Raw genomic sequence first — 14,656 nt, 5'->3', positions numbered from 1 at the left:
GCCACAGCAAGTCTGACTGATACGCCGCTATCGCGAGCAGGCTCACTCCTACAGCGATCGGGGCAATCAGGGAGACAGGCGTTGGCTCAGGTTCTCTTGCTGGAGGATATCGAACAACGCCTGCGCCGCTGCCGACAGTTCATTGCCCGGCTCGGTCAGCACGCCGATGGCCCGTTCCACCGAGTCATCCAGCGTCAGGCAATGCGCGCCCAGCTCCTGCATCTGCCCGGCGCACAACGCCGGCACGGCACTGACGCCCAGCCCGCTGGCGACCATGCGCCCGACCGTCGCCAATTGATGGCTTTCAAACTCCACCGGCAACTTCATGCCGCGCGCCTGCAAGTGCTCTTCGAGCATCACCCGCACCGTCGATGGCCGCTGCAAGGTGATAAACGGCTCCTGCAACAACGTCTGCCAGTCGATCTCGCTAAGCCGCGCCAACGGCGAATCCTTCGACACCACCGCGACGAAGCGATCCGTGTACAACGGCGTAAACGTCATCGCCGTGTTTTGCATCGGCTCGAACGCCACCCCCAGTTCCACTTGGCGATCACGGACCATTTCCAGCACTTGCTCGTTGATCACGTCATTAACCGTGACGTTGACGTTCGGATAGCGCGCACGAAAGGTCTTGAGAATCGGCGGCAGCAGGTTGCCGGCGAACGACGGCATCGCCGCCAGCGTCACCCGCCCGCGTTGCAAACTGAAGCGCTGACGCATTTCGTCTTCGGCGTTATCCCAGTCGGCAATCAGCCGTCGCGCCAGTGGCAGCAAGGATTCACCTTCGGCAGTCAGCGCGACGTTGCGTGTATTGCGGCTGAACAGGCGACCGCCCAGGCCCTCCTCCAGCGCTTTGATGGTCAGGCTCAACGCCGATTGCGACAGGTGCAGACGCTCGCAGGCGACGGCGAAGCTGAGGCTCTGGGCTACGGCGAGGAAGGCGCGGATCTGTTTGATGGTCATGCTCGCTTCGCTCCAGTTGTAAGCTACAAGCGTTAAGCGACAAGCCTGATGATCGTTCCCACGCTCTGCGCGGGAGTGCAGCCCGTGACGCTCCGCGTCACTGGACACGGAGCGTCCCTAGAGGCATTCCCACGAGGGGCGTGGGGAACGATCAAAGCAGCACGCGGTAACGCGACTATTGAGCTTTATCAATCAATCGACCTTAAAAATCAACTTAACAAATATATCCTCCAGCGCGACACTCCAACCATTCGGCTAGCCAGCCGCCCGCAAATAATAAAAGAGGTGCATATGGCAGGTTTCGACAAGCGCGTGAGTTCCTACGAGGAAGCCCTGGCCGGGCTTGAGGACGGCATGACCGTCATCGCCGGCGGCTTCGGTCTGTGCGGCATTCCGGAAAACCTGATCGCCGAGATCAAGCGCAAAGGCACCCGCGACCTCACCGTCGTCTCCAACAACTGCGGCGTCGACGGTTTCGGCCTCGGCGTACTGCTCACCGATCGTCAGATCAGCAAAGTCATCGCCTCCTACGTCGGCGAAAACAAGCTGTTCGAAGAGCAACTGCTCAAAGGCGACATCGAAGTCATCCTGACCCCGCAAGGCACCCTCGCCGAGAAAATGCGCGCGGGCGGCGCCGGCATTCCGGCCTTCTTCACCGCCACCGGCGTCGGCACCCCGGTTGCCGAAGGCAAGGAAGTGCGTGAATTCAAAGGTCGCAAGTACTTGATGGAAGAATCCATCACCGGCGACTTCGCCATCGTCAAAGGCTGGAAAGCCGACCACTTCGGCAACGTCGTCTACCGTCACACCGCGCAGAACTTCAATCCGCTGGCCGCCACCGCCGGCAAGATCACCGTGGTTGAAGTCGAAGAAATCGTCGAACCCGGCGAACTCGATCCCTCGCAGATCCACACCCCGGGCATCTACGTCGATCGGGTCATTTGCGGCACGTTCGAAAAACGCATCGAACAGCGCACCATCCGCAAATAATTCAGGCTGACGGAGAACAAGAACATGGCACTTACCCGCGAACAAATGGCTCAGCGCGTCGCCCGCGAAATGCAGGACGGCTTCTACGTAAACCTCGGCATCGGCATTCCGACCCTGGTCGCCAACTACATTCCCGACGGCATGGAAGTCATGCTGCAATCGGAAAACGGCCTGCTCGGCATGGGCCCGTTTCCGACCGAAGACACTATCGATGCCGACATGATCAACGCCGGCAAACAGACCGTAACCGCGCGCATCGGCGCGTCAATTTTCAACTCCGCCGAATCCTTCGCGATGATCCGTGGCGGCCATGTCGACCTGACCGTGCTCGGCGCGTTCGAAGTCGACGTCGAAGGCAACATCGCTTCGTGGATGATCCCCGGCAAGCTGGTCAAGGGCATGGGCGGCGCGATGGACCTGGTGGCCGGCGCTGACAACATCATCGTCATCATGACCCACGCATCCAAGGACGGTGAGTCCAAGCTACTCGCCAAATGCAGCCTGCCGCTGACTGGCGCCGGTTGCATCAAGCGGGTGCTGACCGACCTCGCCTACCTGGAAATCGAAAATGGCGCTTTTGTCCTCAAGGAACGCGCACCTGGCGTCAGCGTCGAGGAAATCGTCGCCAAAACCGCTGGTAAACTGATCGTCCCGGATCACGTACCGGAAATGCAGTTCGCTGCCCAGTGAGGAATTCGAAAATGCAAGACGTCGTAATTGTTGCCGCCACGCGTACCGCGATCGGCAGTTTCCAGGGTTCGCTGGCCAGCGTGTCCGCGGTGGATCTGGGCGCGGCGGTGATCCGCCAGTTGCTCGAGCAGACCGGTCTGGACGGTGCGCAGGTCGATGAAGTGATCATGGGCCAGGTGTTGACCGCCGGCGCCGGCCAGAACCCGGCACGGCAGTCGGCGATCAAGGCTGGCTTGCCCCACGCCGTGCCGGCGCTGACCCTGAACAAGGTCTGCGGTTCGGGCCTCAAAGCCCTGCACCTCGGTGCACAGGCGATCCGTTGCGGCGACGCTGACGTGATCATCGCCGGCGGTCAGGAAAACATGAGCCTGTCCAACTACGTGATGCCGGGCGCACGCACCGGTCTGCGCATGGGCCACGCACAAATCGTCGACACCATGATCAGCGATGGTCTGTGGGATGCGTTCAACGATTACCACATGGGCATTACCGCCGAGAATCTGGTCGACAAATATGAGATCAGCCGTGAGCAGCAGGACGCCTTCGCTGCCGCGTCGCAGCAGAAAGCCGCTGCAGCGATTGAGGCCGGTCGCTTTGTCGATGAGATCACCCCGATCCTGATCCCGCAGCGCAAAGGCGATCCAGTGGCGTTCAAGGTTGATGAGCAACCGCGTGGCGACACCACTGCCGAATCACTGGCGAAACTGCGCCCGGCGTTCAAGAAGGATGGCAGCGTCACTGCTGGCAACGCCTCGTCGCTGAACGACGGCGCCGCTGCGGTAATCCTGATGAGTGCCGAAAAAGCCAAAGCCCTCGGCCTGCCCGTGCTGGCGAAAATCGCCGCCTACGCCAACGCAGGCGTTGATCCAGCAATCATGGGCATCGGCCCGGTATCGGCGACCCGCCGCTGCCTCGACAAGGCTGGCTGGAACATCGACCAGCTCGACCTAATCGAAGCCAACGAAGCCTTCGCCGCGCAATCGCTGGCGGTGGCCAAGGATCTGCAATGGGATCTGGACAAGGTCAACGTCAATGGCGGCGCCATCGCGCTGGGCCATCCGATCGGTGCATCGGGTTGCCGCGTACTGGTGACCCTGCTGCATGAAATGATCAAGCGTGATGCGAAAAAGGGTCTGGCGACCCTGTGCATCGGCGGCGGCCAGGGTGTGGCGCTGGCGCTGGAACGCGCATAACCAGAGTTCAACAGTGATCGGCGGATCCACGACATCCGCCGCTTGCTGGCAACAAAAACCCGGTGCGACTTGCGTTGCACCGGGTGTTTTTTTGCCTGTTGGAAATGTGCGTTGAATGTTCCGGCGCCTTCGCGAGCAGGCTCGCTCCCACAGGGAATGCATTTCAAAATGTGGGAGCGAGCCTGCTCGCGAAGAGGCCAGCCCGGCCAGCGAAAATCTAAGGCTTACGCAGCAAGTACGTATCCATGATCCACCCATGCTCCGCCCGCGCCGCCTTGCGCACCCGCTCGATCTCATCCGCGACATCCGCCAGCCGGCCACTGATCAGAATCTCGTCCGGCGTGCCCAAGTAGGCGCCCCAATAAATCTGAGTCTGCTGATCGGCGACCCGCTGATACGAATCTTCAGCATCGAGCATCACCACCAGACTGTCCGTATCACTCACCTGCCCGGCCGCCAAACGCCGCCCGGTGGTGATTTCAATGGAGCGGCCGATCGTGTTCAGCGGCACTTTGTGTTGCGCCGCCAGCGCCTGAACGCTGGTAATCCCGGGAATCACCTCAAACTCGAAGGCACACGTACCCGAGGCCAGAATCGCCTGAAGGATGCGCACGGTGCTGTCGTACAACGCCGGGTCGCCCCACACCAGGAAACCGCCGCACTGACCATCAGACAATTGGTCATTGATCAGGCGTTCGAAGGTCTGCTGCTTGGCACGGTTCAGCTCATCGACACTGGCGGTATAGTCGACATCACCGCGTTCGCGTTCCGGGCTGTGGGCTTCGACGAAGCGATAGTCGAGGTCGTCGATGTGGCGCTCACAGATCTCCCGGCGCAAGTCGATCAGCTTGTCCTTGCTCTGGCCTTTATCCATCAAAAAGAACACGTCGACCCGGTTCAGCGCCTTCACGGCCTGCATCGTGATGTAGTCGGGGTTACCGGCGCCGATGCCGATCACCAGCAGTTGTTTCATCACAAAGCTCCTTTAAGGCACAGGCGCCAGCGCCCGGTGAAGCGTAGTTCGAGCATCGACAGCGGTTCGACATCAATGTCATGAAATGCCGAACCGCGCATCACGTGGATCAGCGCGGCGCGGATGACAAACGGATGCGTCACCGCCACCACCTGTCCCGGCATGGCTTCCAGGCTGCTCAACCATATCGCCACACGCTCGCATAACTGCGCCACCGACTCACCGTCGTGGGGGGGTGCGTGGGGATCTTCCAGCCACGCCTGCAGCGCGGCGTCTTCCGAGCGTTGCAGATCCTTGATCGACATCCCGTGCCAACGGCCCCAGTCACAATCGCGCAGCGCGTCATCCACTTGCGCATCCGCGCCAAACCACGCCGCTGTCTGCCGTGTGCGCAATTCCGGCGCGCAAATCAAGCGTCGCGCGGGGTTGAAACGCTGGGCCAATGCACCCGACGCCAACCCTCTATTTTCAACAGGCTCATTCGTAGGAAAACACGCCAATTTTTGTGCGACGGTTCGCGCATGGCAAATCAATGTCAAACGAGTGGTCTGCACAGGCATCGCTCCGGTAGGCCTTTACGAAAATCAACGGCGCCAAGCCGTTCTGTTGGCAATTGTGCCGTAAACCGAGGGTTGCGGGGCTGCCGGATAGCCACCGGAAAAACGGACGACGCTAGGAATACGGCAATATCTGACACCTTTGTAGGCAATGGACTACAAGGTCGGTCGAATTCCGTGTAGCCCTTGTTACACGGGCACCGCGCGCCATTTTGGCGCCTTTTCAACACGCTGAAAAATTCACTAGACATGTAACGCCAGTTACATAAATACTGTTTTAACGGATTATGAAGCGAATTCAACACCCTCATCCAGCAGGAGCCCGGATGCCCCCTCTCAGAGACCTGATCACCGATCCCGGCCTGGATCTTACGCCGTCGGAGCGCAAAGTCGTTCGCGCCTTGCTTGATCAGTACCCACGTAATGGTCTGGGGCCGATGGCGCGTCTGGCCGAACATGCTGGCGTCAGCGATCCGACCATTGTGCGGCTGGTGAAAAAACTCGGCTTTGGCGGTTACGCCGAATTCCAGGAAGCACTGCTCAGCGACATGGACCATCGCCTGCGCTCGCCGCGCACGCTGTTGCAACCGCGCGCCCATCAGCACAAGGACGACGCCTGGAGCCACTACCTGGGCGACAGCCATCGCCTGCTGGTCGAAACCCAATCGCTGACCCAACCCGAAGACGTGCGCATTCTCACCGACTGGCTGCTCGATGCCCGGCATCAGGTGTATTGCTTCGGCGGGCGTTTCAGCAGTCTGATGGCGACTTATCTACTCAACCACCTGCGTCTGCTGCGCCCCGGTTGCTTCGCTTTGGAAGACAACGCGCAACTGCCCGATCGCCTGTTCGATCTGCAACGCCAGGACGTCGTGCTGGTGTTCGATTATCGCCGTTATCAAACCCAGGCCTTGCGGGTCGCCAGTGCGGCGAAAAACAACAATGCGCGAGTGGTGCTGTTCACCGACATCTATGCCTCGCCGCTGCGCGAACTGGCCGACCTGATCATCAGCGCCCCGGTGGAATCGGCCTCGCCGTTCGACACCATGGTCCCGGCGCTGGCTCAGGTCGAAGCACTGATTGCCTGCCTGACCTTGCGCACCGAAAACCTCGCCGATCGCCTGGAAGGCATCGATGCCCTGCGCAATGACTTCAACACCCACCTGCTGGAGGATAAATAAGGATGTTCAGCCTTCCCCACCGCTCGCCGCGGGACTTGCCGTTTGCCACCGATCACACCGCGCTGTTGCTGGTGGACATGCAGCGTGCCTGGCTCGAACCGCAGTTCGATGCGCACCTCAACGGTCCTGAAGCCGAATATTTCCTGACCCGCGCGCACATGCAGGTGGTGCCCAACCAACGTCGCCTGCTCAGCGCTTTTCGCGAAGCGCGGCAGAACGTGCTGCACACCATTATCGAAAGCCTTACGGCTGATGGCCGCGACCGCTCGCTCGACCACAAACTCTCGGACATGCACCTGCCCAAAGGCAGCGTGCAGGCCAGGATCATTGAAGACCTGAGCCCGGTGGAAAACGAAATCGTCCTGCCGAAGACCTCGTCCGGGGTGTTCAACTCGACCAACATCGACTACGTGCTGGGCAACCTGGAAACCCGTCATCTGATCATCGCCGGCATCGTCACCGACCAATGCGTCGACATGGCCGTGCGCGACGCCGCCGATCGCGGCTATCTGGTCACACTGGTCGAAGATGCCTGCGCCACCTACAGCGCCGAACGCCATCACGCCTGCCTGAATGCGATCAAGGGTTACTGCTGGATCACCGACACCGACACCGTGCTCGCCCGCCTGCAGGAGATGCGGCCATGAGCGCCCGCCTGACGCCGCTGCCGATGACCACGCTGGTCACCACCGACCTGATCGGCATCACCCGTGGCCGTTCGTTTCCCACTGATGAGCTTGAGCACTATCAAGCCGCCGGGTGTGGCTGGGTGCCGGCCAACAGTGCGTTGACGCCGCAGGACATCATTGCTTCGACCAATCCGTGGGGCGCTTATGGCGACCTGCGGTTGATTCCCGATCTGGGCAGCCGCGTCACCGTCGGCAACGGCCCGGACGTCGACGCACCGGCGCTGGATTTCATCCACGGCGATATCCGCGAGACCGATGGCCGCCCATGGGGCGCCTGCCCGCGCACGCTGTTGCGCGATGAAATCGAACGTTATCGCGATGAACTGGGCTTGCAGGTCAACGCCGCGTTCGAACACGAATTCAACCTGCATGCCGGTTTTGCCGAGCATCTGGCGTTTTCCCTCGAAGCTCAGCGTCAGGGTGCCGAGTTCGGCGGCTGGCTGCTCAGTGCCTTGCGCGCCGGCGGTGTCGAGCCGGAAATGTTTCTGCCCGAATACGGCAAGCACCAATACGAAATCACCTGCCGCCCGACGCTCGGCGTGGCCGCGGCCGATCGCGCCGTCAACGTGCGCGAGATCACCCGCGAGATCGCCCGGCAAATGGGTCTGGATCTGAGCTTCGCGCCGAAGACTGCTGCCGACGCGGTGTGCAACGGCGTGCACTTGCATGTCAGCCTGCTCGATCTGGCTGGTCAGCCGATGCTTTACGACGCTGGCACCAGCAATGGTCTGTCGAGCCTCGGCCAGCATTGGGCGGCGGGAATCCTGCATTACTTGCCGGCCCTCTGCGCGTTCACCGCGCCGACGCCGGTGTCGTACGAACGTTTGCAGCCGCATCACTGGAGTGCGTCTTACGCCTGTCTCGGCCAGCAGAACCGTGAAGCGGCGCTGCGCATTTGCCCGACCGTAACCCTTGGCGGCAAGCCTGTGGCCAACCAGTTCAACCTCGAATTCCGCGCCATGGACGCCACTGCCTCACCGCATCTGGCGATGGCCGCGCTGTTGATCGCCGGACGGCTGGGCATCGAACAGCGCCTGGCGCTGAACGCGATTACCGATGAAATTCCCGATTCACTCAACGACGAGCAACGCCAGGCACGGGGCATCGTCGCCCTGCCCGCCTCGCTGGCCCAGGCACTGGATTGCCTGCGCAACAGTGGCGCCTTCACTGCATGGCTGCCCAAGCCGTTGCTCGACACCTATTACGCCCTGAAAACCGAGGAACTGGCGCTGACGGAACAGCTCTCGCCCGCTGACTTGTGTGAGCACTATGCACGCCTGTACTGAATCCGCCGAACTGGGGTTGTACACCCGCCCGGCCTACAACCTGAGCCGCGAAGACTCGACGCACCCGTTGATTCTGGTGTGCGAACACGCCAGCCGCTACATCCCCGAGGCCCTGAACAATCTGGGTCTGGACGCTGCCGCCGCCGCTGAACACATCGCCTGGGACATAGGTGCGTTGCAACTGGCTGAACAGCTATCGGAAAGGCTCGGCGCCACCCTGTTGAGTGCCAATTATTCGCGGCTGCTGATCGACCTGAACCGGCCACGCCACGCCCCGGACAGCATTCCGGCGCAGAGCGAGATTTATCAGGTGCCGGGCAACCGCGAGCTTGACGAAACCACCCGTGAGTACCGCCGCCAGACCCTGTTCAAACCGTTTCACGCACGTTTGCAGACCTTGATCGACGAACGTGTTGCTCAGGGCCAGGCAGTGCGTGTGGTCGGGATTCACAGTTTCACCCCAGTGTATTACGGCCAGCCGCGACCGCTGGAAGTCGGCGTGCTGTTCGGTCAGGCCAAGGCTTACGCGCAACGTTTTCTCGATGGCCTCGGCGAACATCCGCTGAAAGTGGCCGGCAACCAGCCCTACAAGATCGATCCGCTGGGCGACATGACCGTGCCGGTGCACGGCGATGCCCGTGGCCTCGACTCGGTGCTGATCGAGGTGCGCAATGATTTGCTGCGCAGCCCCGAAGCCGTATCACGCTGGGCCGGATACCTCGCGCCATTGCTGTAACGAAAGACTGCTGACGCTGTAAACGATGGACCGATAACAACTAAAACGACCGACTGGCTGACAAGGAGTTGCGCTTCATGGAAATTGAAGAATTCGGCTACAAGCAAGAGTTGAAACGTAGCCTGACGCTGACCGACCTGGTGGTGTACGGGATGATCTTCATGATCCCCATCGCCCCGTTCGGTGTGTATGGCTACGTCAACGCCGAGGCACCGGGGATGGTGCCGCTGGCGTACATCATCGGCATGGTGGCGATGCTGTTCACCGCGCTGAGCTACGGCAGCATGGCCAAGGCGTTTCCGATTGCCGGCTCGGTGTATTCCTACGCGCAACGCGGCCTCAATCAACATGTCGGCTTCATCGCCGGTTGGCTGATGCTGCTCGATTACCTGCTGATTCCGCCGCTGCTCTATGTCTACGCAGCGATGGCGCTCAACCATTTGTACCCGGACATTCCGAAAGTCGGCTTCATTCTGGCGTTCCTGGTCAGCGCGACCTTCGTCAACCTGCGCGGCATCACTTTCACCGCCCGGATGAACATCATCTTCCTGCTGGCGCAACTGGTAGTACTCGGCATCTTCCTGTTCTACGCGTGGAATGCCTTGCACAACGGTGGCGGTAACGGCGAGCTGACCCTGGCGCCGCTGTATCACGCGGAAACCTTCAACTTCGCCCTGCTGATGCAAGCGGTGTCGATTGCGGTGCTGTCGTTCCTCGGTTTCGATGCGATCTCCACCCTCGCCGAAGAAATCAAAGGCGATCCGGGCAAGAGCGTCGGTAAAGCGGCGTTGATCACTCTGGTAGTGATGGGCGTGATCTTCGTTGCGCAAACCTGGATTGCTACCGACCTGGCGGCAGGCATGGGCTTCAAATCCGCCGACACCGCGTTCTATGAAATCGCCGAAATCGCCGCTGGCAGCTGGCTGGCGACCCTGACTGCTGTCGCGACGGCGCTGGCCTGGGGCGTGGCTGTAGCGATCACCTCGCAAGCCGCTGTCTCGCGTCTGCTGTTCGGCATGGCCCGCGACGGCAAGCTGCCGAAATTGCTGGCCAAGGTACACCCGAAACACAACACGCCGTACCTGAGCATTTATCTGGTGGCGGTGCTGTCGCTGGTGATCTGCTACCTGTTCATCAACTCGGTCGACACCCTGACCTCGCTGGTCAACTTCGGCGCGCTCAGCGGTTTCATGCTGCTGCACCTGACAGTGATCAACTACTACTGGCGTCGGCAGAAGTCCGGTCAGGTCGTGCGTCACCTGATCTGCCCGGTGATCGGCTTCATCATCGTCGCGGCCATCATGTACAACATGGGCGTCGATGCGCAGAAACTCGGGCTGATCTGGATTGCTCTGGGTCTGGTGTACCTGTTCCTCCTCAACAAACTCGGCGCCAGCACCGCGCTGCCGGACCCGAGCAACGGCTGACAAGAAAAAGAGCGGCGTCTGACAACAAATCAGGCGACCGCCGATTTATCGCGTGGAAACCGACAGTGATAGTCAGGTTCGGCGACTTTGCCGAACCTTTTGATACAGGAGTACATCCATGCTGGTCTTACGCCCAGTCGAACAGACTGACCTGCCCCAGCTCCAACAATTGGCCCGCGACAGTCTGGTGGGCGTGACCTCCCTGCCGGACGACAGCGAGCGCCTGCGCGAGAAAATCGCCGGTTCCTGCGCTTCGTTCGCCAGCGCGGCAGAGGCTAACGGTCCGGAGAATTACTTTTTCGTGCTGGAAGATCTGGATGATCATAGCCTGCGCGGCTGCTCGGAGATTCTCGCGACGGCGGGCTTCGACGAGCCGTTCTACAGCCTGCGCAACCGCCATTTCACCAGCGCGTCACGCGAGCTGAACATCGAACACGGCGTGCCGGCGCTGTCGCTGTGTCACGACCTCAACGACCACACGCTGCTGCGCGGTTTTCATATCGACGCCGCGCTGGTGCGCACGCCGTTCTCCGAATTGCTGTCACGGGCGCGCCTGTTGTTCATCGCCGCCCATGCGCCGCGCTTTGCCGAGGCGGTGATTACCGAAATCGTCGGCTACAGCGACGAGGAAGGCCATTCGCCGTTCTGGGATGCGCTGGGCAAACACTTCTTCGACCTGCCCTACGCGGAGGCCGAACGCCTGTGCGGCCTGCAGAGCCGCTCGTTCCTGGCTGAACTGATGCCGCAATACCCGATCTACGTGCCGATGCTGCCGCAAGCGGCGCAGGACTGCATCGGTCGGATCCACCCGGACGGTCAGGAAGCGTTCGACATCCTTGAGCGTGAAGGCTTCGAAACCAATAGCTATATCGACCTGTTCGACGCGGGCCCGACCCTGTATGCGCGTACCTCGAATATCCGTTCGATTGCCCGCAGCCAGACTGCAACGGTGCAGCAACGGCCACAGATCGATGCCCGTGGCCGTTATCTGTTGAGCAACAACGCACTGCTCGGCTTCCGGGCGATCATGGCCGAACTCGATTTCCAACCCGATCAACCGCTGTCCCTCACCCCTGCAATGTGTGCGGCGCTGAACGTGACCGATGGCAGCCCGATTCGGCTGATTGCCCTGTGAAACCCGCGCGGTTGCGCAGCCAACGACAGTGCCCGAACAGGCGCGCAGAAGGAGTTACAGCATGATTGTCCGTCCGGTCAAAGTCAGCGACCTGCCTGCCTTGCTGGCGCTGGTGCAACAGGCCGGCCCGGGGTTCACCACCCTGCCGGCCAACGAAGATCGCCTGTCCCACCGGGTCCGTTGGGCACAACGGGCGTTCGCCGAACAGGTCGAACGGGCCGACGCGGACTATCTGTTTGTACTCGAAGACGACGACATGCGCGTGGTCGGCGTCAGCGCATTGGCCGGGGCGGTCGGCCTGCGCGAGCCCTGGTACAACTATCGGGTCGGGTTGACCGTGAGTTCGGCGCCGGACCTGGGCATTCAACGGCAGATACCGACACTGTTCCTCAACAACGAACTGACTGGCCAATCGGAGCTGTGCTCGCTGTTTCTCGGCCATGATCAGCGCCACGGCAGCAATGGCCGCCTGTTGTCACTGGGGCGCTTGCTGTTCGTTGCCGAGTTCCCGCACCTGTTCGGCGAGAAGATGATTGCCGAACTGCGCGGCAGTGCCGATGAACACGGTTGTTCGCCGTTCTGGGACAGTCTGGGCCGGCATTTCTTTCAAATGGACTTCAGCCATGCCGATCACTTGTCCGGGCTGGGTAACAAATCGTTCATCGCCGAACTGATGCCGCGCCAGCCGCTGTATACCTGCATGCTCACCGAACAAGCCCAAGCGGCGATCGGTCAGGCACACCCCAATACCGAACCGGCGCTGAAAATTCTCCAGGCCGAAGGGTTTACCCACAAAGGCTACATCGACATCTTCGACGGCGGCCCGGTGATCGAGGCGCCGGTGCGCAATATCCGCACCGTCCGCGAAAGCCTTGAGCTGACCCTGAGCCTCGGCAGCCCGGATGAACAGGCACCGCTGTGGCTGATTCACAACCGCCGTCTGGAAAACTGCCGCATCACCGTCGCCCGCGCCCGCCGGGTCGGCAGCAGCCTGGTAATCGACCGCCTCACCGCCAAGCGCCTGCAACTGCAACCGGGCAATTCGGTGCGCGCGGCGATGCTGCCCAATCAACAGCAACAGGCGGTGGCGGCCTGACGGTCATCACCGCAAAAAAGGTAAATCCTTTCAGCAAAAGGGTCCGCGACAACCTGTCCCTTGCAAATTCGTCATGATCATTGACCCATTCGCGTGATAGCCTTTTCATTCTTCGGCGTTGACACCTTTGTTCAAGCCTTTCCATTCCTTTGTATTGGTGGAACTCGTATGACCAGGCTTTCCCATCAAGATTTGCGCCGTAACTTCCGTCAACTGCTGGCTTCCGACACCTGCTATCACACGGCGTCGGTGTTCGATCCGATGTCCGCACGCATTGCCGCTGACCTGGGTTTTGAAGTGGGGATCCTCGGCGGTTCCGTGGCCTCGTTGCAGGTGCTCGGTGCCCCGGACTTTGCCCTGATCACCCTCAGCGAGTTCGCCGAACAGGCCACCCGCATCGGCCGCGTCGCCCAATTGCCAGTGATCGCTGACGCCGACCACGGCTACGGCAACGCCCTCAACGTGATGCGCACCATCGTTGAACTGGAACGCGCCGGCGTCGCCGCCCTGACCATCGAAGACACCTTGCTGCCGGCACAATTCGGCCGCAAATCCACCGACCTGATCACCGTTGCCGAAGGCGTCGGCAAGATCCGCGCGGCGCTGGAAGCCCGGGTTGATACGGAAATGGCGATCATCGCCCGTACCAACGCCGGCATCCTGCCGAATCAGGAAATCATCAGCCGCACTCGCCAGTATCAGGCGGCCGGGGCTGACGGTATCTGCATGGTCGGGATTCAGGATTTCGATCAGCTTGAACAAATCGCCGAGCACCTGACCGTGCCGCTGATACTGGTGACCTACGGCAACCCTGCACTGCGCGATGACAAACGTCTGGCCGAACTCGGTGTGCGCGTGACCATTGATGGCCATGGCGCTTACTTTGCCGCGATCAAAGCGACGTATGACAGCTTGCGTGAACAGCGGCAGATCTTTACCCAGGCGTCCGATCTGAGCGCGACCGAGTTGACGCACACCTATACCCAGCCGGAGGAATACATTCTCTGGGCCAAGGAATACATGAGCGTCAAGGAGTGATGGGTTGGCCGGGCTGACGCCATCGCGAGCAGGCTCACTCCTACAATTGATCAGTGTTGAACACAAATGCTGTGTGCACTGAAGATCCAATGTAGGAGTGAGCCTGCTCGCGATAGCAACAGCCGCTACACCGCTAAACCGGCGTCTTGTACGCCTCCTCCCGCTGCACCGCCCGCGCCTGAATCACATTCAGAATCGCACAGCCCTCGCGCATCAACAGATGCACCGCGCTGGTCACCCGCGTCAGATCACAATCTGAAATCCCCTTGAGGTTGAGGCTGGCGAAGGTGTCGGCCAGATCGCGCACAACCACAAACCGGTGCATCGCACAGGCGGCCATGTCGCTGAGTTCTGAATGGGTGTTGAGGAAGAGCACCGGGGATTCGGCGTCGTAGGTGTCGATGGGGAGGAAGCGGGGCATTACTTGGTCGGTCATAGAGTTCACTCCAGAAAGGTCAGGTTCTGTATTCGACCGGCCAAGATCGTCGCAGAGTTTTCTGCGAGCCGAGACTATAAGAGCAGCGCTCAACGGCTGCAACGAGAGCTTCTGTCGGAATTTTCGGTATTTTTTGTACGGCGTCCGCGCCTTCCACTTTTCCCACAAAAGCCCCTCACCCTAGCCCTCTCCCAGAGGAAGAGGGAACTGATTGGGAGATGCTCGGGAGCTACGCCGACCTGTGGCACCGCGCTGAATCCGATTTT

At 60.8% G+C, this 14,656-nt stretch carries 15 protein-coding genes; 11 read left to right on the top strand and 4 right to left on the bottom strand.

Going from position 1 to position 14,656, the window contains the following annotated elements; translation table 11 throughout:
• Positions 1 to 66: 66 nt before the first annotated feature.
• A complete protein-coding gene (locus AC5SEM_RS07385) occupies positions 67 to 963 on the bottom strand; it encodes a LysR family transcriptional regulator (RefSeq protein WP_077572173.1) in 897 nt (298 codons plus the stop codon).
• A gap of 291 nt (positions 964 to 1,254) precedes the next feature.
• Between AC5SEM_RS07385 and AC5SEM_RS07380 the strand changes: the two genes are divergently transcribed.
• The 3 genes from AC5SEM_RS07380 to AC5SEM_RS07370 are packed head-to-tail and all read left to right on the top strand — an operon-like array spanning position 1,255 to position 3,836.
• On the top strand, positions 1,255 to 1,953 hold the full coding sequence (locus AC5SEM_RS07380) for a CoA transferase subunit A (RefSeq protein ID WP_007919568.1): 699 nt from the start codon (positions 1,255 to 1,257) through the stop codon (positions 1,951 to 1,953).
• 24 nt (positions 1,954 to 1,977) lie between these two features.
• Positions 1,978 to 2,643, top strand: a complete 666-nt coding sequence (locus AC5SEM_RS07375) for a CoA transferase subunit B (RefSeq protein WP_122843518.1) — start codon at positions 1,978 to 1,980, stop codon at positions 2,641 to 2,643.
• Between the two features lie 11 nt (positions 2,644 to 2,654).
• Entirely contained in the window at positions 2,655 to 3,836 is a 1,182-nt protein-coding gene (locus AC5SEM_RS07370) for an acetyl-CoA C-acetyltransferase (protein ID WP_034152525.1), read from the top strand.
• A gap of 217 nt (positions 3,837 to 4,053) precedes the next feature.
• Here the strand turns inward: AC5SEM_RS07370 and cobF are convergent, their stop codons facing one another.
• Positions 4,054 to 4,809 carry a precorrin-6A synthase (deacetylating) gene (cobF, locus tag AC5SEM_RS07365; RefSeq protein ID WP_495472520.1) on the bottom strand — a complete coding sequence of 252 codons (756 nt, stop codon included), beginning with the start codon at positions 4,807 to 4,809 and terminating at the stop codon, positions 4,054 to 4,056.
• Positions 4,809 to 5,363 (bottom strand): histidine phosphatase family protein, encoded by a 555-nt coding sequence (locus AC5SEM_RS07360; protein WP_495472519.1) that lies wholly within the window; start codon positions 5,361 to 5,363, stop codon positions 4,809 to 4,811. The genes cobF and AC5SEM_RS07360 overlap by 1 nt, the downstream gene beginning before the upstream one ends.
• A gap of 329 nt (positions 5,364 to 5,692) precedes the next feature.
• Here AC5SEM_RS07360 and AC5SEM_RS07355 point away from each other — a divergent pair, with 329 nt between their 5' ends.
• The 8 genes from AC5SEM_RS07355 (at position 5,693) to AC5SEM_RS07320 (ending at position 13,954) form a co-directional block, all read left to right on the top strand.
• Positions 5,693 to 6,547 carry a MurR/RpiR family transcriptional regulator gene (locus AC5SEM_RS07355; RefSeq protein ID WP_038369126.1) on the top strand — a complete coding sequence of 285 codons (855 nt, stop codon included), beginning with the start codon at positions 5,693 to 5,695 and terminating at the stop codon, positions 6,545 to 6,547.
• A gap of 2 nt (positions 6,548 to 6,549) precedes the next feature.
• Positions 6,550 to 7,194: a cysteine hydrolase family protein gene (locus AC5SEM_RS07350; RefSeq protein WP_495472518.1), complete on the top strand. Its 645-nt coding sequence runs from the start codon at positions 6,550 to 6,552 to the stop codon at positions 7,192 to 7,194.
• Positions 7,191 to 8,522 carry a type I glutamate--ammonia ligase gene (locus tag AC5SEM_RS07345; RefSeq protein ID WP_495472517.1) on the top strand — a complete coding sequence of 444 codons (1,332 nt, stop codon included), beginning with the start codon at positions 7,191 to 7,193 and terminating at the stop codon, positions 8,520 to 8,522. Before AC5SEM_RS07350 ends, AC5SEM_RS07345 begins: the two co-directional genes overlap by 4 nt.
• A complete protein-coding gene (locus AC5SEM_RS07340; RefSeq protein WP_495472516.1) occupies positions 8,506 to 9,258 on the top strand; it encodes an N-formylglutamate amidohydrolase in 753 nt (250 codons plus the stop codon). Before AC5SEM_RS07345 ends, AC5SEM_RS07340 begins: the two co-directional genes overlap by 17 nt.
• Before the next feature lie 77 nt (positions 9,259 to 9,335).
• A complete protein-coding gene (locus AC5SEM_RS07335; RefSeq protein WP_495472515.1) occupies positions 9,336 to 10,685 on the top strand; it encodes an APC family permease in 1,350 nt (449 codons plus the stop codon).
• Between the two features lie 118 nt (positions 10,686 to 10,803).
• Entirely contained in the window at positions 10,804 to 11,820 is a 1,017-nt protein-coding gene (locus AC5SEM_RS07330) for an arginine N-succinyltransferase (RefSeq protein ID WP_116031295.1), read from the top strand.
• Positions 11,821 to 11,881: 61 nt separating this feature from the next.
• Positions 11,882 to 12,916 (top strand): arginine N-succinyltransferase, encoded by a 1,035-nt coding sequence (gene astA / locus AC5SEM_RS07325; protein ID WP_116031297.1) that lies wholly within the window; start codon positions 11,882 to 11,884, stop codon positions 12,914 to 12,916.
• A 168-nt stretch (positions 12,917 to 13,084) separates the two neighbouring features.
• Positions 13,085 to 13,954 carry an isocitrate lyase/PEP mutase family protein gene (locus AC5SEM_RS07320; RefSeq protein WP_495472514.1) on the top strand — a complete coding sequence of 290 codons (870 nt, stop codon included), beginning with the start codon at positions 13,085 to 13,087 and terminating at the stop codon, positions 13,952 to 13,954.
• 133 nt (positions 13,955 to 14,087) lie between these two features.
• On the opposite strand, the gene AC5SEM_RS07315 is transcribed toward AC5SEM_RS07320, so the two are convergent.
• On the bottom strand, positions 14,088 to 14,390 hold the full coding sequence (locus AC5SEM_RS07315) for a hypothetical protein (RefSeq protein WP_034152534.1): 303 nt from the start codon (positions 14,388 to 14,390) through the stop codon (positions 14,088 to 14,090).
• Between the last annotated feature and the right edge of the window lie 266 nt (positions 14,391 to 14,656).

The sequence above is a fragment of the Pseudomonas sp. CH61 genome, from assembly GCF_059429415.1.
This window is presented reverse-complemented; position numbering and strand designations above follow the sequence as displayed.

What these genes read in the sequence shown, in the direction of transcription:
- AC5SEM_RS07385 (WP_077572173.1), bottom strand. Translation starts at nt 963, where the DNA reads ATGACCATCAAACAGATCCGCGCCTTCCTCGCCGTAGCCCAGAGCCTC.
- AC5SEM_RS07380 (WP_007919568.1), top strand. Translation starts at nt 1,255, where the DNA reads ATGGCAGGTTTCGACAAGCGCGTGAGTTCCTACGAGGAAGCCCTGGCC.
- AC5SEM_RS07375 (WP_122843518.1), top strand. Translation starts at nt 1,978, where the DNA reads ATGGCACTTACCCGCGAACAAATGGCTCAGCGCGTCGCCCGCGAAATG.
- AC5SEM_RS07370 (WP_034152525.1), top strand. Translation starts at nt 2,655, where the DNA reads ATGCAAGACGTCGTAATTGTTGCCGCCACGCGTACCGCGATCGGCAGT.
- cobF (WP_495472520.1), bottom strand. Translation starts at nt 4,809, where the DNA reads ATGAAACAACTGCTGGTGATCGGCATCGGCGCCGGTAACCCCGACTAC.
- AC5SEM_RS07355 (WP_038369126.1), top strand. Translation starts at nt 5,693, where the DNA reads ATGCCCCCTCTCAGAGACCTGATCACCGATCCCGGCCTGGATCTTACG.
- AC5SEM_RS07350 (WP_495472518.1), top strand. Translation starts at nt 6,550, where the DNA reads ATGTTCAGCCTTCCCCACCGCTCGCCGCGGGACTTGCCGTTTGCCACC.
- AC5SEM_RS07345 (WP_495472517.1), top strand. Translation starts at nt 7,191, where the DNA reads ATGAGCGCCCGCCTGACGCCGCTGCCGATGACCACGCTGGTCACCACC.
- AC5SEM_RS07340 (WP_495472516.1), top strand. Translation starts at nt 8,506, where the DNA reads ATGCACGCCTGTACTGAATCCGCCGAACTGGGGTTGTACACCCGCCCG.
- AC5SEM_RS07335 (WP_495472515.1), top strand. Translation starts at nt 9,336, where the DNA reads ATGGAAATTGAAGAATTCGGCTACAAGCAAGAGTTGAAACGTAGCCTG.
- AC5SEM_RS07330 (WP_116031295.1), top strand. Translation starts at nt 10,804, where the DNA reads ATGCTGGTCTTACGCCCAGTCGAACAGACTGACCTGCCCCAGCTCCAA.
- astA (WP_116031297.1), top strand. Translation starts at nt 11,882, where the DNA reads ATGATTGTCCGTCCGGTCAAAGTCAGCGACCTGCCTGCCTTGCTGGCG.
- AC5SEM_RS07320 (WP_495472514.1), top strand. Translation starts at nt 13,085, where the DNA reads ATGACCAGGCTTTCCCATCAAGATTTGCGCCGTAACTTCCGTCAACTG.
- AC5SEM_RS07315 (WP_034152534.1), bottom strand. Translation starts at nt 14,390, where the DNA reads ATGACCGACCAAGTAATGCCCCGCTTCCTCCCCATCGACACCTACGAC.